The organism is Acinetobacter sp. YH01003 (genome assembly GCF_013420525.1).
GTDB lineage: Bacteria > Pseudomonadota > Gammaproteobacteria > Pseudomonadales > Moraxellaceae > Acinetobacter > Acinetobacter towneri.
The window spans coordinates 33,992-56,266 of record NZ_VOXY01000002.1; the positions used below are offsets into that span (position 1 = coordinate 33,992).

20 protein-coding genes are annotated in these 22,275 nt (G+C 42.7%); 10 read left to right on the plus strand and 10 right to left on the minus strand.

Going from position 1 to position 22,275, the window contains the following annotated elements:
- Positions 1-158: 158 nt before the first annotated feature.
- The 5 genes from FTT70_RS03555 to FTT70_RS03575 form a co-directional block, all read right to left on the minus strand.
- Positions 159-914 (minus strand): hypothetical protein, encoded by a 756-nt coding sequence (locus tag FTT70_RS03555; protein WP_004976133.1) that lies wholly within the window; start codon positions 912-914, stop codon positions 159-161.
- 172 nt (positions 915-1,086) lie between these two features.
- The gene (gene topA / locus FTT70_RS03560) at positions 1,087-3,726 is read right to left on the minus strand and encodes a type I DNA topoisomerase (RefSeq protein WP_179991458.1); all 2,640 of its coding nucleotides are present in this window, start codon (positions 3,724-3,726) and stop codon (positions 1,087-1,089) included.
- A 34-nt stretch (positions 3,727-3,760) separates the two neighbouring features.
- Positions 3,761-4,210 carry an ammonium transporter gene (locus tag FTT70_RS03565; protein WP_004976129.1) on the minus strand — a complete coding sequence of 150 codons (450 nt, stop codon included), beginning with the start codon at positions 4,208-4,210 and terminating at the stop codon, positions 3,761-3,763.
- A gap of 261 nt (positions 4,211-4,471) precedes the next feature.
- Positions 4,472-5,437, minus strand: coding sequence for a hypothetical protein (locus FTT70_RS03570; protein WP_180096124.1), 966 nt, complete (start codon positions 5,435-5,437; stop codon positions 4,472-4,474).
- A gap of 111 nt (positions 5,438-5,548) precedes the next feature.
- A complete protein-coding gene (locus FTT70_RS03575; RefSeq protein ID WP_180168295.1) occupies positions 5,549-5,788 on the minus strand; it encodes a SlyX family protein in 240 nt (79 codons plus the stop codon).
- A 35-nt stretch (positions 5,789-5,823) separates the two neighbouring features.
- Between FTT70_RS03575 and FTT70_RS03580 the strand changes: the two genes are divergently transcribed.
- The 3 genes from FTT70_RS03580 to FTT70_RS03590 all read left to right on the plus strand — a co-directional run bounded on the left by FTT70_RS03580 (position 5,824) and on the right by FTT70_RS03590 (position 9,945).
- Positions 5,824-7,731, plus strand: a complete 1,908-nt coding sequence (locus FTT70_RS03580; RefSeq protein ID WP_004976119.1) for an ATP-binding cassette domain-containing protein — start codon at positions 5,824-5,826, stop codon at positions 7,729-7,731.
- Positions 7,732-7,872: 141 nt separating this feature from the next.
- Positions 7,873-8,808 carry a lauroyl acyltransferase gene (locus tag FTT70_RS03585; RefSeq protein ID WP_180168296.1) on the plus strand — a complete coding sequence of 312 codons (936 nt, stop codon included), beginning with the start codon at positions 7,873-7,875 and terminating at the stop codon, positions 8,806-8,808.
- 24 nt (positions 8,809-8,832) lie between these two features.
- A complete protein-coding gene (locus tag FTT70_RS03590) occupies positions 8,833-9,945 on the plus strand; it encodes a glycosyltransferase family 4 protein (RefSeq protein ID WP_004976117.1) in 1,113 nt (370 codons plus the stop codon).
- A 336-nt stretch (positions 9,946-10,281) separates the two neighbouring features.
- Here FTT70_RS03590 and FTT70_RS03595 read toward each other — a convergent pair whose 3' ends face one another.
- Positions 10,282-11,409: an endonuclease/exonuclease/phosphatase family protein gene (locus FTT70_RS03595; RefSeq protein ID WP_180168297.1), complete on the minus strand. Its 1,128-nt coding sequence runs from the start codon at positions 11,407-11,409 to the stop codon at positions 10,282-10,284.
- A gap of 189 nt (positions 11,410-11,598) precedes the next feature.
- Between FTT70_RS03595 and asd the strand changes: the two genes are divergently transcribed.
- From asd to truA, 5 genes are all read left to right on the plus strand, one after another.
- A complete protein-coding gene (gene asd, locus FTT70_RS03600; RefSeq protein WP_180168298.1) occupies positions 11,599-12,717 on the plus strand; it encodes an aspartate-semialdehyde dehydrogenase in 1,119 nt (372 codons plus the stop codon).
- Between the two features lie 169 nt (positions 12,718-12,886).
- Positions 12,887-14,305, plus strand: a complete 1,419-nt coding sequence (locus FTT70_RS03605; protein WP_228153767.1) for a FimV family protein — start codon at positions 12,887-12,889, stop codon at positions 14,303-14,305.
- Between the two features lie 66 nt (positions 14,306-14,371).
- Complete coding sequence (locus FTT70_RS03610) at positions 14,372-15,679, plus strand: fimbrial protein FimV (RefSeq protein ID WP_180061988.1); 1,308 nt, start codon at positions 14,372-14,374, stop codon at positions 15,677-15,679.
- Between the two features lie 46 nt (positions 15,680-15,725).
- A complete protein-coding gene (locus FTT70_RS03615; protein WP_004976109.1) occupies positions 15,726-16,706 on the plus strand; it encodes an asparaginase in 981 nt (326 codons plus the stop codon).
- Positions 16,707-16,718: 12 nt separating this feature from the next.
- The gene (gene truA / locus FTT70_RS03620) at positions 16,719-17,516 is read left to right on the plus strand and encodes a tRNA pseudouridine(38-40) synthase TruA (protein WP_154321070.1); all 798 of its coding nucleotides are present in this window, start codon (positions 16,719-16,721) and stop codon (positions 17,514-17,516) included.
- Positions 17,517-17,648: 132 nt separating this feature from the next.
- Here truA and FTT70_RS03625 read toward each other — a convergent pair whose 3' ends face one another.
- Positions 17,649-18,656 carry an AraC family transcriptional regulator gene (locus FTT70_RS03625; RefSeq protein ID WP_004976104.1) on the minus strand — a complete coding sequence of 336 codons (1,008 nt, stop codon included), beginning with the start codon at positions 18,654-18,656 and terminating at the stop codon, positions 17,649-17,651.
- 230 nt (positions 18,657-18,886) lie between these two features.
- Between FTT70_RS03625 and infA the strand changes: the two genes are divergently transcribed.
- Together infA and FTT70_RS03635 are read left to right on the plus strand one after the other, a co-directional pair.
- Entirely contained in the window at positions 18,887-19,108 is a 222-nt protein-coding gene (infA, locus tag FTT70_RS03630) for a translation initiation factor IF-1 (RefSeq protein ID WP_001284370.1), read from the plus strand.
- A gap of 158 nt (positions 19,109-19,266) precedes the next feature.
- Positions 19,267-19,674 (plus strand): hypothetical protein, encoded by a 408-nt coding sequence (locus FTT70_RS03635; RefSeq protein ID WP_004976100.1) that lies wholly within the window; start codon positions 19,267-19,269, stop codon positions 19,672-19,674.
- 114 nt (positions 19,675-19,788) lie between these two features.
- Here FTT70_RS03635 and leuB read toward each other — a convergent pair whose 3' ends face one another.
- From leuB to leuD, 3 genes are all read right to left on the minus strand, one after another.
- The gene (gene leuB, locus FTT70_RS03640; RefSeq protein ID WP_004976098.1) at positions 19,789-20,868 is read right to left on the minus strand and encodes a 3-isopropylmalate dehydrogenase; all 1,080 of its coding nucleotides are present in this window, start codon (positions 20,866-20,868) and stop codon (positions 19,789-19,791) included.
- 39 nt (positions 20,869-20,907) lie between these two features.
- Positions 20,908-21,471 carry a hypothetical protein gene (locus tag FTT70_RS03645; RefSeq protein ID WP_179994958.1) on the minus strand — a complete coding sequence of 188 codons (564 nt, stop codon included), beginning with the start codon at positions 21,469-21,471 and terminating at the stop codon, positions 20,908-20,910.
- Between the two features lie 102 nt (positions 21,472-21,573).
- Positions 21,574-22,224: a 3-isopropylmalate dehydratase small subunit gene (gene leuD / locus FTT70_RS03650; protein ID WP_004976094.1), complete on the minus strand. Its 651-nt coding sequence runs from the start codon at positions 22,222-22,224 to the stop codon at positions 21,574-21,576.
- Between the last annotated feature and the right edge of the window lie 51 nt (positions 22,225-22,275).

Here is a 22,275-nt window from a genome sequence, read left to right on the forward strand (position 1 = left end):
AGTGACTCATCGTAGTGGGTGGATGAATAGTTTAACAGATCGGTTTAGGAATAAACCCATGAATATAAATGGCTCAATTCATACTCAAGTCATGCTCAAGCACATACTTTTACACAGGTTATATTGTGGAGATGTGGATAAGTGCATGCTTATCCACATTATTTCCAACCCAATTCTATGGCAGTAATTTCGTTAATACGCGTCTGCTGTAACGATTCAGGCATCTTACTTTTGCTTTGCGAAAGTGGCACATAACCCGCCATCAGTTCAGCCTGTCGTTGTGGGTACAATGGTTGCTGATTTGGGTCTGCATAACCAATAGGATAAATCGGTTGACCTGTGCTCAAATCATATTTATCTGTGGCACCAAAGGTATGCAGTAATTCATGCACCATCACCATGGTATTGCGCTCACTGTGTGCAGCAGAAGCAAATAAATTCACCGAGCCAATTTTACCTTTTTGTAAAGCGGTGGAATGTTTCAAAATTTGAGTTTGACTCGGATCATAATAATTCAGGTACAGCGTCACGGTTGCCGTACCATCACTGCTTTGTCGTTGCTGCCAAGCGTAAAAACGGAACTTTAAACTCCAAAGTACAGTATTAAGTAGTGATGCCTGCTCAGGCACTTTTGGTGGCAACTCCTTTAATTCTCGCCCCTGTTTGAAATAAAGCGCAATGGGTTGCCCACGATACTGCAAAGAAGCTTGTTTTAGATAGTCTTGAGCAGAATTTAAATTATTGATATTTAACGTATTGATATAGTTTTGGGTATTTGATCGTCCATCGGCATTGATTGGATGTAACAATACGATGATGGGCTTATTCCAGTCTTGGTTCTGATCACGCCAAGCATTGACTGCGACGACCAGCAAAACCAGCAATAAGCATAAAATTCGGATTTTTTTCCACATACTTTAAATATCTTTAGGCAATCACTTTACCGAGTTTAATCTTATTATCTTTAAACTCGACCCCCACATCGGATTAAGATTCACAAAACCTCTCTGTTTTTTATTTTTCACATTTCAAATTATATGATTTAAAAAAATGCTGACCGAAGCCAGCATTTTGTAATTTGGATAATTAAGCCTCAACCCATTTACCATCTTGGTAAACCAATGACCATTTGGTTTGTTTGCCTTCAGGCGTTTCCGAACCAATATATTGCGCTTGATTCTTACGGCTGAATTTCACCAATGTTGGATTACCCTCTGGGTCTGCATCGGGTGCTTGCAAAATAAATTGATATTTTGGATCAAGCTGTTCTGCAACAGTACGCAATTCCGCGACTTTCGGCGCACGGGTTTCACGTACTTTCGGGAACTTACTGGCTGCCAAAAACAAGCCTGCTGCACCATCACGCAACACAAAGAAATCATCGTGTTTGGTTGAGCGTAAATGTTCCATTTTAATTGGATCAACACGCGGTGGCGCAGGCTGACCATTCTTGAGTACTTTACGTGTGTTTTCACAACTGGTGCAGGCAAAATAAGGGCCAAAGCGACCTGTTTTCAACTGCATTTCGCCATCACACTTGTCGCACGGAATGGTTGGGCCATCATAGCCTTTAATTTTGAACTCGCCTTCTTCTAGCTCGAAACCTGCACAGTCTGGGTTATTCCCGCAAATATGCAGTTTACGACCGCCATCAATTACATAACTGTCCATGGCTGTTTCACAAATTGGACAGCGCTTTTTAGACATCAAATCTGCGGTTTCAGCGGCATCATCATCGGATAAGGCGGCAAGTGATTCTACAGGTGTCAGGTTCAGCGTTCCCTTACAACGCTCTTTTGGCGGCAAGTTATAGCCTGAGCAGCCTAAGAATACGCCTGTCGTACCTGTACGAATCTGCATTGGTCGTGAGCATTCTTTACAATGTACTGCATCGACCTCTACAGGCAAGTTACGGCGCATGCCTTGTTCGCCCTGTGCATTGGTTAAACGCTGTTTGAAATCGCCATAAAAACTGTTAAGCAAATCTTTCCAGTTACGTTCACCATCTGCAACTTTATCCAGCTGACCTTCCAAGTCTGCTGTAAAATCGTAGTTCATCAGGTTATTAAAACTTTCATCCAGACGATCTGTAACAATCTCACCCATTTTTTCGGCAAACAGACGACGGTTTTCCAGTTTGACATAACCACGGTCTTGAATAGTTGAAATAATCGCAGCATAGGTCGATGGACGTCCAATACCTTTTTTCTCAAGCTCTTTCACCAAAGAGGCTTCGGTAAAACGCGCAGGCGGTTTGGTAAAGTGTTGTGATGGATCAAGCTTCTCTAATTTAAGAATTTCACCGACTTTAACTGCAGGCAGTAACACATCATCATCCGATTTGTTTTGCCCACGCACTTTGGTAAAGCCATCAAAAACTAGCGTACGACCTTTGGCTTTTAACTCGACACCATTGGCATCAACCAAAATGGTCGATGATAAATATTCGGCTGGTGTCATTTGGCAAGCGACGAACTGACGCCAAATCAGATCATATAAACGCTGTGCATCGCGCTCTACACCCACCAAACTGTCGCCTTTAAGCGCAACATTAGATGGACGAATCGCTTCGTGCGCTTCTTGTGCGCCTGCTTTATTGCCATAACGATTTGGTTTAGCAGGCAGATATTTTTGACCAAACTCCGCTTCAATATGCGTACGCACCATATTGACCGCGTCATCACTCAGGAAGGTCGAGTCTGTACGCATATAGGTGATAAAACCTGCCTCATACAAACGCTGTGCTAGCATCATGGTTTTCTTGACTGAAAAACCAAGACGGGTACTCGCAGCCTGTTGCAGCGTTGACGTGATATACGGCGCACTTGGGTTGACTTTGGTCGGCTTATCTTCACGTGCAGATACGGTGTATTGCGCATCTTTAATCAAGTTCAGTAAAGCATCGGTTTCAGCTTTGTTGCGTAACTTGAGGGTTTTACCCGCTTGCTTAACCGCTTCTAGACGAATGTCATCTTTTTCAGATTTAGTATCTGCAAAGACTTGCCAATATTCTTCGGGTACAAAGGCGCGAATTTCACGCTCGCGCTCCACAACCAGCTTCACCGCAACTGACTGCACTCGTCCTGCCGATAAACCACGGGCAATTTTTTCCCAGAGCAGTGGCGAAATCATAAAACCCACCACGCGATCTAAGAAACGACGTGCCTGTTGGGCATTGACTTTGTTGGTATCTAAACGCGCAGGATGCTTAAAGGCTTCTTGAATCGCATTTTTGGTAATTTCGTTAAACACGACACGTTGATAACGTGAGTCATCTCCACCAATGACTTCTTTTAAGTGCCACGCAATCGCTTCCCCTTCACGGTCCAAGTCCGTTGCGAGATAGACTTCATCGACCTGCGATGCCAGTTTTTTTAATTCAGCGACTACATTTTCTTTGCCTGGCAGCACTTCATAGTGTGCTTTCCAGTCATGTTCAGGATCAACCCCCATACGGTTGACTAATGCTTGTTGAGCTTTTTCAGCTTTCTGAGCCTCGGTCAGTTTGGTTCGGGTGGTGGTTTTCTTTTCTGTGGTTTTTGCGCCACCACTGGTTGGCAAATCACGCACGTGACCGACCGAAGACTTCACAATGTAGTCCGAACCAAGATATTTATTGATTGTTTTCGCTTTTGCAGGCGACTCCACAATCACTAAGGCACGTTTGTGACCAGCTTCAGATTTGGCTGCAGTGCTTTTGGATGTGGACCGAGGAGCGTTCGCCATAAGTAACCGTATTTCCTATTTAATGGTTTAAAAATTAACGTTCAGCCAAGCTATGTAAAAAGGCTTTCATCTCATCTAATTGAGTTGCGCGAAGATCGGCTTCTTCATCCCAATAGATTCCTACACAGTTTGCCTGCATATCAATAGCATAAATGCCCTTTAATGCAATGGGTAAGCCTTGGAATTTCTCATCGCCATGCAACAGTTCTAGCTTTTGGTCTGTCACTAAAGCACGCATTAACGGTAAACGTGCATCGGCAATGAGTACACTGTAATACGCCACCATACTGGCACGTGATTCCGTGGCTTTCGGGATTTTTGTCCAGTCAGGCGCAACCACCAAACGAGGGTGTAGTCCCATTTTTCGGGCTTTTTCACGCATCAATCCTAAAGCTTTTTCTCTTGGGCTGACACGCAGACCAAAAATAGAGCCCATCACAAATATAATGATGGCAACGGCAACCCAAATTCCAGTATTTTCCATAGTACAACCTTTCTATTCTTATATTAGAGTTGCATAAGCACAATATAAAACGCAAGATTAAAATAAGCTGTGATTTATTTATTTCAAGTGTTTTAGTCTATCTGCCTACAAACAGCTTAAAATCGTCTTACGTGAAAAGGCATCATTTTCAAAACTTTAAATGGTTGATAAATGATGACTTAAATCAGTCGTATCGATAAAAAACTATCTTGCAGATGGGTTTTAAATCGACTCATGCCATTAATCGAAAAATTCTAAAACTTAGCTTAAAAACATCTCATGACTATATAGCACTTCATGTCCATTCCAATAAATATAGCCTTTTTCAATCAGTTCTTTGAGCAATAAACGAATATCAGATTTTGGAAATAACCGTTCCAGCAAATCACGCAATTCATAAATATCTTTTGGTTTTTCACCTTTTAGCTCACGTAACTTTTTGGCAACTTCCCATTGCACAGGGTCAATTTGGCTAAAGTTTTTAAATAAACTGTGCTGAGGATGTGGCTCTACGGCTTCAGTTTGCGCCACGATTGTAGAAGTGACTGTCGCCTCTTGCGTAGATTCTTCCACGACATCTAAGTCAAGTTGTACCCACTGCTTCAGTACTTTTTTACGAAAGCTAATTTGCTCATCCACTCGCTTTACAATTTTCAGGTTCATCAACATGCCAACCACATGCTGCACTTTGTCTGCCTCAAGTTGCAAAATATTGGCAATCGAGTTTTTTAAAGCCTCTACGTTGGTTGGCTTGCCTGACATTTTTGCCAACGCATCACAATACTTTTTTACCAACAGCAATTCAGGTTTGTTGCGAATTGCCATTGGGCTTGGTAAACGATTTTTGCTTTTCCCAGACTGCGTTTCAGGCTGAATATGAATCAGGTGACAGGCAATTTCAGATGCTTGCAACATTTCCATTAAAATCTGAATACTATCAGCCGCAGAAATCACTTCAACTTGTGTTTCTGGCTCTAGCAGTGCCATCAGTTGCCCCACCACCACCGCATATTCAAACTCTTTAAACTCTGCGCGCGGGCTGTCTAAAATCATAAGCTGACCGGTACTGATCCAGCCAGCCAACTCAGTTAAATCCTGCAAGTTATATTCAAATTTTCCTGCACAATTAAACAGATACACACTCGGATGATGCTCAATAATTTCTCGCAACAAAGTCGCGGTAGGCTGGTTGTTTTCAAGGTCAAGTAACACAACTTTAAAGGACACAATAGGGTTTAAAAGATTCAGGCACAGCAGCCGAGCATTACAGCGGGAAGTACAGCAAAGGTCAAATTAAAATCAGCACGGAAACCAATACCGTTGATTAAGTACGATTGATTAATAGTGTGGTGGGCGATTGGTCATCGGGTCAAATGGTGCAATCCCATCCGACAAATCTGCCGACTCTACCCGCTGATATAACAACTGCATTTGTTTCTTTAAATCAGCAATTTCCAGACTTTGATGAACCACTTGTTCATTCAATTGCTCAACTAAATCGTCCAAAAATGCAATTCGCACTTGCAAATCTTCAATGGGTGCGGAAAATGACGCCTGATCATCACTTTGTTTAGTCATTTCAAATCCTCATTTGAGATTTTTTAGGAAACACTATGGCCTATATTACTTTAAGGGATGTCCAACTCGCATTTGGTGGACCTGCCTTGCTCGACGGCGCGAATTTTAACCTAGAACGTGGCGAACGAGTGTGTTTGATTGGCCGTAATGGAGAAGGTAAGTCTACTCTACTTAAACTGATTGAAGGAAGTTTACTGCCCGATGCAGGTGAAGTGTCTATTCAAAATGGCATCACCATTGCCATGTTGGCGCAAGATGTGCCCATGGATTCAGGCAAAGTCGCTGATATTGTGGCCGATGGTGCAGGTGAAGCTGCTGCAGTATTAAAAGCCTATCACGAAGCCAGCGATGCCTGTGTATTGGGCGATATGGATGCCTGTGACCGTATGGGGAACCTGCAACACAAGCTAGATCAGCTAGATGGCTGGGCACTGGAAAATAAGGTCAATGCCATTTTAAGCAAAATGGGACTTGACCCAAATGCCGACTTAGCCGATTTATCCGGGGGACGTAAACGTCGTGTATTGTTGGCACGTGCCCTGCTCACCCAACCTGACGTATTGTTGCTAGATGAGCCGACCAACCACTTAGATGTGGAAAGTATTGAATGGCTAGAAAAATTTTTACTCGATCAAAATAATTTAACTCTACTGTTTATTTCGCATGACCGTGCTTTTGTCGATAGTATCGCCACCCGCATTGTCGAGTTAGATCGTGGTGTATTACGCAGCTACGAAGGCAACTATTCGCGTTATTTAGATTTAAAAGCGCAGCAACTTGAAGCTGAAGAAAAACAAAATGCGCTGTTTGATAAAAAACTGGCCGAAGAAGAAGCATGGATTCGTCAAGGCATTAAAGCACGTCGTACCCGCAACGAAGGACGTGTGCGTGCTTTAAAAGCCTTACGTGAAGAATCCAAAGCACGTCGCTTCCAACAAGGCAAAGTCAATATGGCAGCGCAGGAAGCCAATCGCTCAGGTAAACTGGTCTTTGATATTGAACATTTACAAGTGGCCTTTGGCAATCAAGCTCCAATTATCAAAGACTTTTCAACATTGGTATTACGTGGCGACCGTATTGGTTTAGTTGGTGATAACGGTGTCGGTAAAACCACTCTGATTAAAGCCATTTTAGGTGAAATTGAGCATGGCGGCTCTGTCAAAACAGGCACACAACTGGAAATTGCCTATTTTGACCAATTGCGTAACGTCTTGGATTTGGAAAAGTCGGTCAAAGATAACGTGTCTGAAGGTTCAGATTTTGTTGATGTGAACGGACAACGTCGTCATATCTATAGTTATTTACAAGACTTTTTATTCTCACCAGAACGTGCGCGCACGCCTGTTAAAGCCTTGTCTGGCGGTGAACGCAACCGTATTTTACTGGCAAAATTATTACTCAAACCATCTAACCTGATAGTGATGGATGAGCCGACCAACGACTTGGATATGGTCACTTTAGAATTGCTTGAGGAAATGCTCAGCGACTATAAAGGCACCTTATTGCTGATTTCACACGACCGTGCCTTTATGGACAACGTGGTGACTTCAACTTGGGTATTTGATGGCAAAGGCAATATTGATGAATATATTGGCGGCTATCAGGACTATTTGCAGCAACGCCCAGACCAAACTGTGGTTGATCAAAAAAGTGATGTTAAAAAAGCCGTTGCCAAAGCCGAAGCGGCTGCAGCAGCACCAACGGCTAAAAAAGTAAAATTGAGCTACAAAGATCAACGTGCTTTAGAGCAGTTGCCAGGTGAAATTGAAGCACTGGAACAGGAACAAACCGAATTGGCTGAAAAACTGGCGGATGGTTCTTGGTTTGTAACAGATGCCAATGCAGCCACCAAAGCCTCACAGCGTTTGGCTGAAATTGATGAAGAACTGCTGGAAAAACTGGAGCGTTGGGACGAACTGGAAAACTTGGCGAATGGTAACTAGGGTCTATTGACACTTCGTCTACGCTTGTCCTGAAAGACTTCGCAAAACCGTTTTAAGCATCTTTCCCATTGGACGGATGCTTTTAAATTTTAAAATCGGTTCGTGCTAAACTGCAACGATACAACACTTTACACGGTCATTATGAGTCAACACACTGAATATCAACCAGGCGAATTTCAATGGTCTTTCCTGTTGCCAAAATATTGGGGCATCTGGATTGGCATTGTCTGCCTGATGATTTTAGCCATTTTGCCGTGGGCGATTCAGTATCGTTTGGCGCAGCTTTTAGGCAATCTTGCCTTTAACAGCATGAAGTCACGTCGCGTAACTACGTTACGCAATTTGGAAGTGTGTTTTCCTGAATGGAGCGAGGCTGAAGTACATGAAAATGCTCGCCAAGTCTTTGTTGATCAAATGCTGGGCGTATTTGAAACCTTAAATGCGTGGTACTGTCCACAGTGGTTTAAAGGACGTACTCAGGTTGAAGGTTTAGAACATATTCAGCAAGCCCAAGCAGATGGTCGCGGGGTTTTATTGTTAGGTACACATTCTACTCTGCTAGATGCAGGCGGCTATGTCTGTGCGCAATATTTTGACCCCGATGTGGTCTATCGTCCACAAAACAATCCATTACTGGACATGCTGATTTACCGTTGTCGCGCCACCATTTACGGTCATCAAATTGACCACGATGACATGCGTGGTTTAATCCGTCACTTAAAAAATGGTCGTGCCATTTGGTATAGCCCAGATCAGGACTTTGGTTTAAAACAAGGTGTTATGGCACCGTTTTTTGGCGTACCTGCAGCGACAGTTACAGCGCATCGTCGTTTACTTAAAATGACCAAAGCCGCAGCAATTCCGTTATATTTTTACCGTACAGGCAAGCTTTCCAACCCTCAATATAAAGTCTTGATTGAACCTGAACTGCTGGATTTCCCAAGCGCAGATGAAGTTGCAGATGCAACGCGCACCAATTTCATTATTGAGCAGCAATTACGGATCGCTCCTACCCAATATATGTGGTTTCATCGTCGGTTTAAGAGCCGCCCCGAAGGTTATGACAGTATTTACTAATCTGTACGGCAGAAGGAAAGATTCATGAAAGTCATGCAGTTATTACCCGAATTAAACAGTGGCGGTGTAGAACGCGGTACGCTCGAAATCGCCCGAGCCTTGGTCGCTCAAGGACATACGTCATTGGTGGTGTCGAATGGCGGACGGATGGTTAACCAACTCGAAGCTGAAGGTTCCACTCATTTAAAGTTAGCCATCCACAAAAAATCATTATCAAGCTTGTGGCAAATCCGTCCTTTACGCCAACTGATTATGCAACATCAACCTGATATTGTGCATGTACGTTCCCGCGTACCTGCATGGCTAACTCATTTTTCCCTAAAAGGTATTCCAGCCGAAAAACGTCCACACTTAATTTCAACTGTACATGGTTTTTATTCAGTTAACCGTTACAGCCAAATTATGACCCAAGCGGAAAAAGTGATCGCAGTTTCTGACAGTGTAGTCAAATACATTCGTGATCATTATCAAAACTGTCCACCTGAAGATATTGTCCGTATTTATCGTGGAATTGACCCTGCTGCATTTCCGCACGGGTATCAACCTTCGGCACAATGGATGCAACAAACCTATCAAGATTTCCCCGAACTTGAACATAAGTTTTTAATTTGTTTGCCGGGACGTATCACCCGCTTAAAAGGTCATGAAACATTGATTGATCTAATTGCGAAATTAAAAACCCAGTATCCACAGATTCATGCTGTTGTTGTAGGCGGTGCAGATGTTAAAAAAGCAGCTTATTTACAGGAACTGGAACGCAATATTCGGGATAAACATCTGACCGAAGCGATAACCTTTGTTGGACACCGTTCTGACATTCGCGAGTGGCTTGCGTTTAGCGATATTGTACTTTCACTTTCCAATCAGGCGGAAACCTTTGGACGCACTGCACTTGAGGCTTTATCTGTAGGAACACCTGTGATTGGCTGGAACCGTGGTGGTGTGGCTGAAATTTTGTCACAACTGTATCCGCAAGGGCTCATCGCAGCAGATGACCAAGTGGCTTTATTCAATGCAGTGCAATTGCATCTGGAAATACCGCAAAGTGTCACCCCTGTTGAATTGTTCAGCTTGGCAGATATGTGTCATCAAACCTTAGATTTATATCAGCAAGTTTTGCAGTCAAAACACACCTAAAGCCTTAAAACTGAATCGAGCTGATTGAAATTTAATTTGTTTAAAACAATGAGAATGAAAAAATAAGCCCTAAAAAATCATCGCCCGAGTTCTACATCCTGTAAAACTCGGGCTCATGAGGTTGTGCTTTCAAAACTTATTGTTATTTTATTGTATGGCGTTCCTTACCTACATCATATCCTTGATGTTTATCCGTCAGCGTCGTCTTCCTTAATGGGATATTCCGTTCCCGAGTCCTTGTGCTGATGAATTAATCTTAACCAGATCAGTCAGAATAAACCATGCGTCATGTGCCTAAATCCGTGTAAGCCATTTCGTACACTTTTCGTTTAATTTCTAAACCGATTTATCCTGTGCTTTATACGGTTGTGCAATTTCATCGGTCACCAGTTTTTCTTCTCGCTCTGCTTTTTCAATCCCCTCCTGAATCGCCTGTTGAGCTTCTTGCTCATCGGCATCGGTTTGAGGTAATTCATCTTGAATTCGATCAAACACCCGTCCAGTTTGTAATACCGCATACACAGGAAAATGGTCTGAACCGATATGCGATAAACGCTGCATATCCACCAATGCAAAATCAGTACTATGAAAAACGTGGTCTAATGACCAACGCAATAAAGGATAATCGGCATGAAAGGTATTGATATAGTGCCGTCCAACGCGCGGGTCGAGCAAACCACTGATCCGCTGAAACAAGCGTGTAGTCCGCGACCATGCCACATCGTTTAAATCCCCCATCACGATACAACTTTCATCTAGATCTTTGATTTGATCGCCTACAATCAACAATTCGGCATCTCTTAAAACTGAATCTTTGGCTTCAGTCGGACTCGGAGGTTTGGGATGCAAACAATACAACTGTACTGGTTGCCCCGAAGGCAAAATCACACTGGTATGAATAGATGGAATTTCATCACTCAGAATAAATTTGATCTCACTGTTTTGTAACGGCAAACGGCTATATAAATGCATGCCATATAAATTATCTAAAGGCACAGCGACCCGATAAGGATAGTCGACTTCAATCACAGACAAGGCTTGCTGCCATGCCAAGTCAGATTCTAAGGTCAACACTAAATCTGGTTTTAAAGCTTGAATATGTTCAATCAACAGATGATATTTCTGATTCGGTGTCAGAACATTGGACACGATTAATGAAATTTGTTTTTCAGGATTTAGCTGTTCTGGACGAACTTGTTTGACCTGTTTTTTCCACAGCAAGGTGTAGGGCAAGACCATTTTGAGCTGATAAGCCAAAGCCGCAATCAGTCCAATTAAAATCACTTGGCTAGACACATCCCACGTCTGCTCCCAAATCAGTAGCAAAACAAAGGCAATGATGCCTAAAACCAAGATCTGTAAACGTGGAAAATCTGCGCCCCGAATCCACCATTCATCACGTGGAATCAGTGACCAAAAACTTAACCAAATGACTAATATTGCAAGCCCTTTTACCCAAATCATCTTGCTTTACTCTTTTGTATTTTTTGTCGTTTTTACATGAAAACCAAAGTTATCAATTTTGTATGTAACACAAACAAGAGATTTCACTCAATAATACTCATGTTTTGTTCATGTAATGCTTGCAGTTGCGTCCCCTTTTGATAGACTTATATTCCTTTATTGTTTTTTAACGCACCGAGGCAAAGTGACATGAAAGTAGGTCTGGTCGGTTGGCGCGGGATGGTGGGTTCCGTCCTTATGCAACGTATGGTTGAAGAAAATGATTTTGCTCATTTTGAGCCATTCTATTTCTCTACCAGTAATGCTGGCGGTGAAGCACCAGCGTTTGGTGGTAAGACTGCCCCAGCACTTATGGATGCAACAGATATTGAAAGTCTGAAGCAAATGGATGTCATTATTACCTGTCAAGGTGGTGATTACACTTCCGCCGTTTTCCCGAAGCTTAAAGCTGAAGAATGGAATGGTTACTGGATTGATGCTGCATCTACCCTACGTATGGATGATGAAGCGATTATCGTACTTGATCCAGTCAACATGAATGTCATTAAAGATGGCTTGGTGAATGGCACCAAAACATTTGTGGGCGGTAACTGTACTGTTTCACTCATGTTGATGGGCTTGGGTTCATTATTCCAAAACAATTTGGTGGAATGGGCAACCTCAATGACCTATCAAGCAGCTTCTGGTGCAGGTGCGCAAAACATGCGTGAGCTGATCACAGGCATGGGCTACTTGTATAACAACACCAAAGACTTGTTGGATGACCCACGTTCACCAATTTTAGACATCGACTCTAAAATTGCCGAATTACAACGTGGCGAAGGTTTCCCATCGGCAAACTTTGGTGTGCCTTTAGCGGGTTCTCTCATTCCATATATCGACAAACAGCTTGAAAGCGGTCAGTCAAAAGAAGAATGGAAAGGTCAGGTTGAAACCAACAAAATTTTAGGCAATCAGCAGATTGTTCCTATTGATGGTCACTGTGTACGTATTGGTGCAATGCGTTGTCACTCTCAGGCAATCACATTGAAGCTGAAAAAAGACGTTCCATTGAACGAAATTGAAGATATGATTCGTCAATCAAGCCAATGGGCAAAAGTGGTACCAAATACACGCGAAGCATCAATGACCGATCTTACCCCAGTTGCAGTTACAGGGACTTTAACAGTACCTGTTGGTCGTTTACGCAAAATGAACATGGGTAAAGAGTACCTTGGTGCATTCACTGTAGGTGACCAATTACTTTGGGGTGCAGCAGAGCCATTACGTCGCATGTTACGCATCTTAATTGATTACAAAAATGCTTAAGCCTCGTCTTGAGCACTGAATCATTTTGGATTCTGTGATCAAACTCAACAAGCCAGTCAAATTTGACTGGCTTTTTTATGTAATCAACGTGTTAATATTTTACAATCGACATACAACTCGCTACTCTATCCTTTTCGCCTTGCGATAAATGACCGAGCTAACAATTAAGATGACTGTATATAACAAATTAAAGATCGCCATTTTATCTATTTTGGCTTCACAGCAAATGTATGCAATGAATGTTGACCCGATTCAAATTCAGTCAACAACTGGGGAATTGCTCTATGCCGAAATCAACTTTCGTCAATCGAATGTGAATGAAGCGATTGATGTCAGTTTAGCTACGGCAGAAGATCTGATGTCGATTGGTGCGAGTCACCGTCCGCCTGGTCATCTTAACTTTTTTACACGTCGTAACAGCAATGGTACAGGGGTTATCACCATTACCTCATCTCGACCGTTAACCGAGTCTGAGTTGAATATTGTGGTCAAAATTAAAGAAGGCAATGCAACCCGCCTGCAACATATTCGCACCCCATTAAAACGCAGTGCACCTGCGCCATTGGCCGCTATGCAACGTAGCAATGAACAAGCTTTAATGCCTGTTATGATTGTCAATGAGCAAGATATTGCTTTAAATTTACCTGTAAGTACGGCCTATCAGGTTGAAACACCCAAAGCAATTGAACAACAGGCTTTTGAAGCACCGCTAACCATTAAACGCAATACACCGCCTGCGTTAAACCATCAAGCAGTAACAGTGATTCAAACTGCGCCAAGCCGTAGCGCAGCGAGTGAAAATACGACTGTTGCTGCTCCAAAAGCAGCGCCAGCAAAAACAAATAACAACCCAACACCGACAGCATCTACAGCGACTACGTCAGTCACTGCACAACAATCGGCTGATCCATTGGTACAAAAATTTGCTGAACAGCAACGCACGAAGCAACTGGCACAAACTCAGCCTGCTGCTGCCGTGAAAAAGCCTGCACAAACAGCGGCTGCACAGGCTAAACCAAGCCCTGCCACAGCCATGCCTGCAGTCAATACCCAACACGTGGTGCAATCGAATGAATCATTATGGGCCATTGCCTCACGCATTGCGGGCGAAAACAATCGCCCTGTTGCCGAAGTGATGCAACAAATTAAAGCCAATAATGAGCATGCTTTTATTCAAGGCGATGCCAATCGTTTACGTCGTGGTGCGACCTTAAATTTACATGCACAAGCTAACTCTAAAACAGAGAAAAAAGCCGCAATTCCAAAACCAGAAACGGCCAGTACACCACAATCAGGCAAAGCCAAATATCGTTTAAATCAAGCAGAAATGAGCCTCGTGGCAGAGAATCAACAGGACTCCACCCACGGTTCTGCCAAGAAGAACACACAATCCACACAAACTTCGGGTGACTTGTCATTAAAAGTTATGACATCCCGTGAGAAAACCGTTAAATTACAGAGAAACGTAACAGAATTAGAATTGGCATTACGTCAGAAGGATCACAGAATTCAATTACTCAACGCGCGCCTTGCTGAACTGCAACAACAATTGCAAAAACAACAAGCCGCAAATAAGCCAAAACACTAAATGTTACACACAATGATTTTTTTGGGATAAGGTCAAACAGGGACCACATCCTCAAGGGGTATAAACATGCTGATTTATGTGATTCCGTTTATTTTATTACTGGTGATCGCAATTTTCTTGAAAAAGCGTGAAGCAAGTAAAGAAGCCGAACCAAGCAACAAGAAAACAGCAGCGCCAGCCAAAACCAGTGCCAAGAAAACCACAACTACCAAAAAAGTTGCCCAGAAATCGGTGGTGGTTGAAGAGGTTGTTCCAACACCACAACACTCTACCCCTGTTCCTGTAAAAATCCAAACCAACATTGAAAACCTGATCAAAGAACGTAATTTCTTTGCTGCAGAAGCACAAATTAACCAAGCATTAAAACGTGATAACTCATTGCATGGTTTGTATTTGTTATTGCTTGATATTCATTTACAACAAAAAGATGAATTTGCAATTGATCAATTGCTGAATCATTTACGTTCTTTAGAGCTTGACGATATTCTGTCACAAGCTGAAGCGAAAAAAGCCAGTCATGCACATGAAGATATTGCTGAAAAATCAGCAAATGAAGCGCTGACAGCAGCTCCAAGCAGCTTAGATTTTACTGCACCTGTGAGTACGCCAAATCAAACGGCTTCTTTTGACCAGTTACAGCACGAACTGACCTCAAATAAAACTGCAGAACCTGAAGCAGCTTTAGAATTTGACACCTCATCGTTAAATTTCAGCCCTGCAGCTACACCTGTTGTAGAAAAAGCAGCCGAACCTGAAGTCAAAGCAGAACCTGCTGCACTGGATTTTAATTTCTCACTCGATTCCACAGCAGCAGAAGCAAAAACTGAAGCGCCTGCAATTACAGCTGAACCAAGTGTAAGCCCTGCAGAGGAAGTTAAACCGCTCGACTTCACGTTTGATTTAACACCAAGTCCAGCTGAAACAACAGCCCCAGAATCAACAGTCAATGAAGCTTCTTCAGTCAAAGCCCCAAGTCTAGACTTCAATTTTTCTACACCAGAAAGCGCATCTGCGGTTGAAGCAAAAGCTGAACCTGCAACGCCTGATTTTAATTTCACATTTGACAGTGCGCCTGCTGAGGAAACCAACCTTCAGCCTGCAATTGAACCTGAAGTCATTGCTGCACCAAGTATTGCACTTGAACCTGCTGCAACCGTTGTCAGCACAGATGTTGATCTAAATGATCCATTGGTGAAATCATTCCCAGACTTATCTCAAGTAGATGAAATTCAGTTGAATTTAGACTTGGCGAGCCAATATGTGGAATTGGGCGCTTATGATGCTGCGAAAGCTTTACTTAGCGAACAAGGCGCAAATTATTCTGCTGAACAACGCCAACGTGCCGATCAGTTACTGAATCAAATCGCTTCTTAATTCAAATCAGATTAAGATAAAGCAGTCATTCTTGGCTGCTTTTTTTATGATGAAAAAAATTGCGTTAATCTATATGGGCGGCACTTTTGGCTGTGTCGGTGAACCACTAAGCCCAATGCCTGCGGAGCAATTTCTGCCACGCTTGGCACAGGTCTTACCCCTAAATTTAGAGATTGAATGCTTTGTTGCCCCTGTCATTAAAGACAGTAGTGCCTGCACAGCCGCAGACTGGTTACAGCTCATTCAATATATTCAAAAATTACAACACGATGATTTTCAACATTTCGTTATTTTACATGGCACCGACACCCTCAGCTATGCCAGCGCAGTCTTGGCACGTTTTTTAGCGCAAAGTACCCATGTCATTCTCACGGGTAGCCAATATCCCTTACTCAATGCACAAGGCACAGATACCCGTGAATTTAGTGATGCCTTGGACAACCTAAATTTTGCTTTACAACAGATTCATCAAGTGACTCAGGGAGTATATCTGGCCTTCCATCAGCAACTGATTCATGCCGCAACGGCACTGAAACAACACACCACCGAGTTAAATGCATTTACAGGTCAGTCTGCTTTGGTTTACACGGAGAACAAATCGCAGAATGAGCCAGCATTCAACATTAGCACTCAACATATTGAAAAAGCCCAGCACTTTAACTGCCTGAACTGGATGTTACAGCCAATTGCCATTTCCGCTTTGGTCGATAATTTAAAAGCCTTACAGCAACAGCCACCACACTGCCTCATTTTACAGAGTTATGGTACAGGCAATATGGCCGTCAATGCCGAAGTGATTGAGTTAATTCAGGCCTTACAAGCTCAACAATGTGCCGTGATTCTCACCACCCAAGTCACTTTTGGTGGCATGCAACAACGCTATGCGATCAGCCAGTGGTTACAGGACAGTAAAATTTTAATCAGTGATTGCCAAAGTCACGCAGATCTTTATGCCAAAGCCTTAAAAATGTATTTACAATACGACAGCCTTGCACAGTGGTATGCGCATTGGCAGTCTTCAGTGTGATTTGAGGTGATTATGCAGCGTTTTGCAATCGGAATTGAGTTTTGTGGCATTCGGTATCGGGGTTGGCAAACCCAGCAAGCAGGCGTACCTAGTGTGCAGGAAACCATTGAAAAAGTTCTGAGCAAAATTGCCGATGAACCCATTATTTTACATGGTGCAGGACGTACCGATGCAGGCGTGCATGCAACCAATATGGTGGCACATTTTGATACGCATGCCATTCGCCCTGAACGCGGTTGGTTGATGGGTGCCAACAGCCAACTACCCAAAGACATTGCAATTCAATGGATTAAAACGATGGATATGGACTTCCATGCTCGTTTTAAGGCTCAGGCACGGCGTTATCGCTATGTCGTGTATAACAATCCACAACGCCCTGCCTTGCTGCACAAACAAGTCACTCACGCTTATTATCCCTTAGATGTCGATAAAATGATTGCGGCTGCGCAGAAATTTGAAGGGACACATAATTTTGAAAGCTTTCGTGCCGCAGCGTGTCAGTCCAATCAGCCTGTCCGTCATGTCAGCCATTGCCGCTTAATTCGTCACGGCAATTATTTAGTGTTAGATATTCAAGCCGATGGTTTTTTGCATCACATGGTTCGCAATATCATGGGTTGTCTATTGGAGATCGGGCAAGGTTTGTATGACATTGCACATATTGACCAAATTTTTGCAGCTCAAGACCGTAAAGCAGCAGGAATTACTGCCCCGCCAGATGGCTTGTATTTTATTCAGGCACATTATCCTGAACAGTATGATTTACCGAAAGTTCCTTTAGGGCCACATTGGTTAAACATGCCGGAATAATTTAATCCCTCCCTACCTCCCTTTTCCAAAGAGAGGAGCTCCATTTCGAGGCGTTAAAAACGAAAGTCCCCCCCTTTGAAAAAGGGGGATTTAGGGAGGATTCTGTTTAGGAAAGGTTTTAAATTTTCAAACTTAACGCTGTTTACGTTTTCTATATTCCACTGGAGTTTCATTGGTCCAGCGTTTAAAAGCACGATAAAAAGTACTTGGCTCTGAAAAACCCGTTAAGTACACAATCCGCTCCACGCTTTCATTGGTATTCGATAATAATCGTTTAGCCAAACGACATCGATAATCGGACAGAATTTGCTGAAAACTGGTATTGGCTTCGCTCAATTGGGTACGCAAACGGCGTGGCGTGATATTCAATTGCGCCGCTACTGTTTCCAATGTCGTTTCACCGCTTTCTAAAGTTGAACCAATGGCACGGCGTACTTCACCAACCAAGTCATAACGCGCCAGCTCCTGCAGCTTTTCCAATGCCAACTGTTCGTGTAATTGCAATAACTCAGGTTCTGCCTGCCATAGTGGATAATCCAAAATACTCGGATCAAAATACAAACGCGTTTCTTTCTGCCCCAAACTCACAGGACATTCAAAGACCCGAAAATATTCATCATCTGCAGCGCCATCACTGAAGTTAAAGTCGATATAAATAGGCTGAAAACGACCTTCAGTAATAAATTTAAAGAAGCGTAAAACACCCGACATGGCACATTCAGAAAAATGACGATTGACGATATTTTCCGACCACGGCTGCACGCCATTGGTTAAATAGCAGCGTCCATCTTCCACCACCAATTTGGCATCAAAAGCATCACTAATCAGGCGTTGATAAGCCAAAGCGCGTTTTAGGCCTTCACCAAAGTTTTCTGAAGAAATAAACAAATGTTCAATCACCTGCCCGCGATAAAGTGGCAAATGTTCCCCCAGATGTAAACCAATATCAGGGTCTTTACTGACTTCCTCAGCCGCAACCCAAAACGCATATTGTGCATTTAAAGGCGTACGTTCATTGGCTTCGACCTGATTTAAGGCCACACCTGCTTTTGTTAAAATATCTTCGGTTGGCAACCCCGCACGACGAATCGCTTGGTAGCCTAAACGCAATACAACCGATGCATCAGTTAGCTGACCCACGCAAAAACCTTCCTTGTATGTACTTCATTTATACTTAAAAAGATTGAAATTAGATTAACTGCGATTGACCGAACTGACAACCTACCCAAGCCCATTTTTACAGAAAAAGTATAAACCGATGATTCGCTTATTTTACTAACAGATGCGCTGTGTATAGGGTAAAGCATCTTGTTTTTTTCAGAAAAATTGCCTATAATTTGCGCCTTTCCAATTTGATACTCAGGTAGGCTATGGCCAATAAAGAGGAACTCATCGAGTTCGAAGGCGTTGTCACCGAAACGCTTCCTAATACTATGTTTCGTGTACGTTTAGAAAACGGTCATGAAGTGATTGCTCACATTTCTGGTAAAATGCGTAAACACTATATTCGTATTTTAACAGGCGACAGTGTGAAAGTTGAAATGACACCTTACGACTTAACCAAGGGTCGCATCACTTACCGCGCACGCTAAGTTTTAGAGTAAGCTAAAGCCACTTTCGGAGTGGCTTTTTTACGTTCACTTAAAAAAATTCTGTTTAGCCTTTAATTCGTCCCCGCCGCTTATCGAATCACCACATTCTTTTCTTGCATTGCCTTCTACAATAAAGTTTTGAGCAAGGGAGAAAAAGCATGTTATTTCGATCCTGCGTTGCTTGTATAACAGGTCTTTTTGCGCTCAGTTTAGTGGCGTGTAGTAGTAATCCACCGCATTCCACTTTAAACCGCGATGCGTATTTACAGCAATTTATTGGTCAATCTAGCCAATATATCCTGACCCATTTGCAATTAAGCCAAATTGGCTATCAACAGCTTGGTACAGCTCAAGCTACCCCTCAATTGCTACATTACCGTATCATTCGTCCTGTACGTGTTCCGATCCCTATGGCGCAGCATCCCACTACAGGTATTGGTGCTGTTCCGTTAAATATCGGTATCCCGAGTCATGAAAGTTACGATGTTGCACTGACTTGTGATTTGTATTTTCGCCTACAGCAGGGTATTGCTACCGCAGTGTATGTTTCGGGACAACGCTGTTAAGTCTCCTAGCTAAAACACTCTGAAAGTACAAAACCAATAAAAAAACGCAGCCCGAAGACTGCGTTTAATGATTTGATTTTGAGCTGTAAGCGATAGGTTAAATCGCTTAAATTTTTAGTTGAGTGCCGTAACGACTGCTTGACCCATTTCAACAGTACCAACTTTATTCATGCCTTCAGACATAATATCGGCAGTACGTAAACCTTGATCTAATACATTGCCTACTGCATCTTCAATGGCTTTTGCTGCCGCTTCTTCGCGGAAGGTGTAACGTAACATCATTGCCACAGAAAGAATGGTTGCCAATGGGTTTGCCAAGTTTTGACCTGCGATATCTGGCGCTGAACCATGGCAAGGCTCATACATACCTTTGCCATTTTCGTCTAAAGATGCAGATGGCAACATACCAATAGAACCTGTCAACATCGCCGCTTCATCAGACAAGATGTCACCAAACAAGTTACCTGTCACCAATACGTCAAATTGTTTTGGCGCGCGTACCAATTGCATCGCTGCGTTATCGACATACATGTGCGACAAGTTGATTTCTGGGTACTGTTCTGCATGTAACTGAGTCACGGTTTGCTTCCACAATTCAGTCACTTCCAGTACGTTGGCTTTATCCACCGAACATACTTTACCGCCACGCAATTTCGCCATTTCAAACGCTACTTTTGCAATGCGTTTGATTTCTGACTCAGCATATACGTCGGTATTAAAACCTTGTTTTTCACCATTTTCTAATTCACGGATACCACGTGGCTGACCGAAATAGATACCACCTGTCAATTCACGCACGATTAAGATATCTAAGCCTGATACGATTTCAGGTTTTAAGCTTGAAGCATCTGCCAATTGTGGATACAAAATTGCAGGACGTAAGTTAGCAAATAAATTGAGTTCTGAACGCAATTTTAATAAGCCACGCTCTGGACGGATTGAACGCTCAATGTTGTCCCATTTTGGACCACCAACTGCACCCAATAAAATTGCATCGGCTTTTTTCGCTTGCTCAGATGTCACTGCTGGGTACGGTTCGCCATGTGCATCAATTGCAGAACCACCCAATAAACCTTGTTCCCAAGTCAAACCCAAATTGAATTTTTCATTGACACGTGTCAGCACTTGTTCAGCAGCTTTCACAATTTCTGGACCAATGCCGTCACCAGCTAAAATCAAAATATGTTTTGACATGAGAGTTTCCATTGTTCATGACAGTCAAAGACTGTGGGATTAAATTTTTTGTTCTACAAACTCACCCAAGCCATTTAAGACATTGTAGGGTTTGCAAAAACGTCGAATGGTTTTGTTGTTTTGCACCAAATCTACACATAAAGGATCTGGCGCAGACACATTTAATAAGCTGCCTTTAGTACGACTTCGATCACGATACATTCTAAAGGTATATTTTTGCTTGGCATTAAACTTATGAATTACATGCAGTTTTTCTGCACGATCTTTAGAAATGGGATAAAAGCGAATCACCAATTCATGTTGTTTAGGCGGTACAGATAAATACAAGGCATTGGATTTATTTAAGGATGATTCCTGTAAACGCACTAAACCCTCCTGAATGGCAGCACGTGTAACACGATGTTTTTCTGCATCGACAATTGTGACCGTATTTAAACGCTCAAACTCACATTCATCTGTACCCGCACAGTAAATCAATGCATTGGATTTGCTTTGTTCAGTTTCTTTCACCTGTTTAATGCGTGCTGTATTCCACGTTTGGCATGCGCTTAGCGTGGTGATACATAATCCAATGACAGCAAGCCGACCGAAAATTTTAGTCATTGTTCGCCCCTAACCTCACCTGTTAGATACAAAATATAAAAATTATTATGTGCCGATGTTAGCAAGAGTTAGGCAGCGATGCTATGACAAATTTCAGAGAATTTATGCCTGAATTTCGGCAAAAACCCACGGACGCGACTGCTTAGTTTTCTCTTCATAAGCACGAATGTCATCGGCTGCTTGTAATGTTAAACCAATATCATCTAAACCATTCAATAAACAGTGTTTACGGAATGGATCTACTTCAAATTTAAATGCCGTACCGCTTGGTGTGCGTACTTCTTGTGCGTCCAAGTCGATGGTTAATTGATAACCTTCAGTCGCCGCACATTCTTTAAATAATTGCTCAACCTGCTCTTCAGACAAGATCACAGGCAACATGCCGTTTTTAAAGCAGTTATTGAAGAAAATGTCGGCAAAACTTGGTGCAATAACGGTACGAAAACCATATTCATTCAATGCCCAAGGTGCGTGCTCACGGCTTGAACCACAACCAAAGTTGGCACGTGAAATTAAGATTGAAGCACCCTGATAACGCGGCTGATTCAATACAAACTCAGTATTAATCGGACGTTTTGAGTTGTCCTGACCCGGATAACCTTCATCTAAATAACGCAATTCATCAAATAAGTTATCGCCAAAACCTGTACGTTTGATAGATTTCAAAAACTGTTTTGGAATGATTAAGTCTGTATCGACATTGGCACGGTCTAATGGTGCAACGATACCTTGTTCAACGGTATATTTTTTCATGTTTAATTCTCACTGAATCCGTAATCTCTCCCTTGCCCTCTGCTATAGCGA

What these genes read in the sequence shown, in the direction of transcription:
- FTT70_RS03555 (WP_004976133.1), bottom strand. Translation starts at nt 914, where the DNA reads ATGTGGAAAAAAATCCGAATTTTATGCTTATTGCTGGTTTTGCTGGTC.
- topA (WP_179991458.1), bottom strand. Translation starts at nt 3,726, where the DNA reads ATGGCGAACGCTCCTCGGTCCACATCCAAAAGCACTGCAGCCAAATCT.
- FTT70_RS03565 (WP_004976129.1), bottom strand. Translation starts at nt 4,210, where the DNA reads ATGGAAAATACTGGAATTTGGGTTGCCGTTGCCATCATTATATTTGTG.
- FTT70_RS03575 (WP_180168295.1), bottom strand. Translation starts at nt 5,788, where the DNA reads ATGACTAAACAAAGTGATGATCAGGCGTCATTTTCCGCACCCATTGAA.
- FTT70_RS03580 (WP_004976119.1), top strand. Translation starts at nt 5,824, where the DNA reads ATGGCCTATATTACTTTAAGGGATGTCCAACTCGCATTTGGTGGACCT.
- FTT70_RS03585 (WP_180168296.1), top strand. Translation starts at nt 7,873, where the DNA reads ATGAGTCAACACACTGAATATCAACCAGGCGAATTTCAATGGTCTTTC.
- FTT70_RS03590 (WP_004976117.1), top strand. Translation starts at nt 8,833, where the DNA reads ATGAAAGTCATGCAGTTATTACCCGAATTAAACAGTGGCGGTGTAGAA.
- FTT70_RS03595 (WP_180168297.1), bottom strand. Translation starts at nt 11,409, where the DNA reads ATGATTTGGGTAAAAGGGCTTGCAATATTAGTCATTTGGTTAAGTTTT.
- asd (WP_180168298.1), top strand. Translation starts at nt 11,599, where the DNA reads ATGAAAGTAGGTCTGGTCGGTTGGCGCGGGATGGTGGGTTCCGTCCTT.
- FTT70_RS03605 (WP_228153767.1), top strand. Translation starts at nt 12,887, where the DNA reads ATGACTGTATATAACAAATTAAAGATCGCCATTTTATCTATTTTGGCT.
- FTT70_RS03610 (WP_180061988.1), top strand. Translation starts at nt 14,372, where the DNA reads ATGCTGATTTATGTGATTCCGTTTATTTTATTACTGGTGATCGCAATT.
- FTT70_RS03615 (WP_004976109.1), top strand. Translation starts at nt 15,726, where the DNA reads ATGATGAAAAAAATTGCGTTAATCTATATGGGCGGCACTTTTGGCTGT.
- truA (WP_154321070.1), top strand. Translation starts at nt 16,719, where the DNA reads ATGCAGCGTTTTGCAATCGGAATTGAGTTTTGTGGCATTCGGTATCGG.
- infA (WP_001284370.1), top strand. Translation starts at nt 18,887, where the DNA reads ATGGCCAATAAAGAGGAACTCATCGAGTTCGAAGGCGTTGTCACCGAA.
- FTT70_RS03635 (WP_004976100.1), top strand. Translation starts at nt 19,267, where the DNA reads ATGTTATTTCGATCCTGCGTTGCTTGTATAACAGGTCTTTTTGCGCTC.
- leuB (WP_004976098.1), bottom strand. Translation starts at nt 20,868, where the DNA reads ATGTCAAAACATATTTTGATTTTAGCTGGTGACGGCATTGGTCCAGAA.
- FTT70_RS03645 (WP_179994958.1), bottom strand. Translation starts at nt 21,471, where the DNA reads ATGACTAAAATTTTCGGTCGGCTTGCTGTCATTGGATTATGTATCACC.
- leuD (WP_004976094.1), bottom strand. Translation starts at nt 22,224, where the DNA reads ATGAAAAAATATACCGTTGAACAAGGTATCGTTGCACCATTAGACCGT.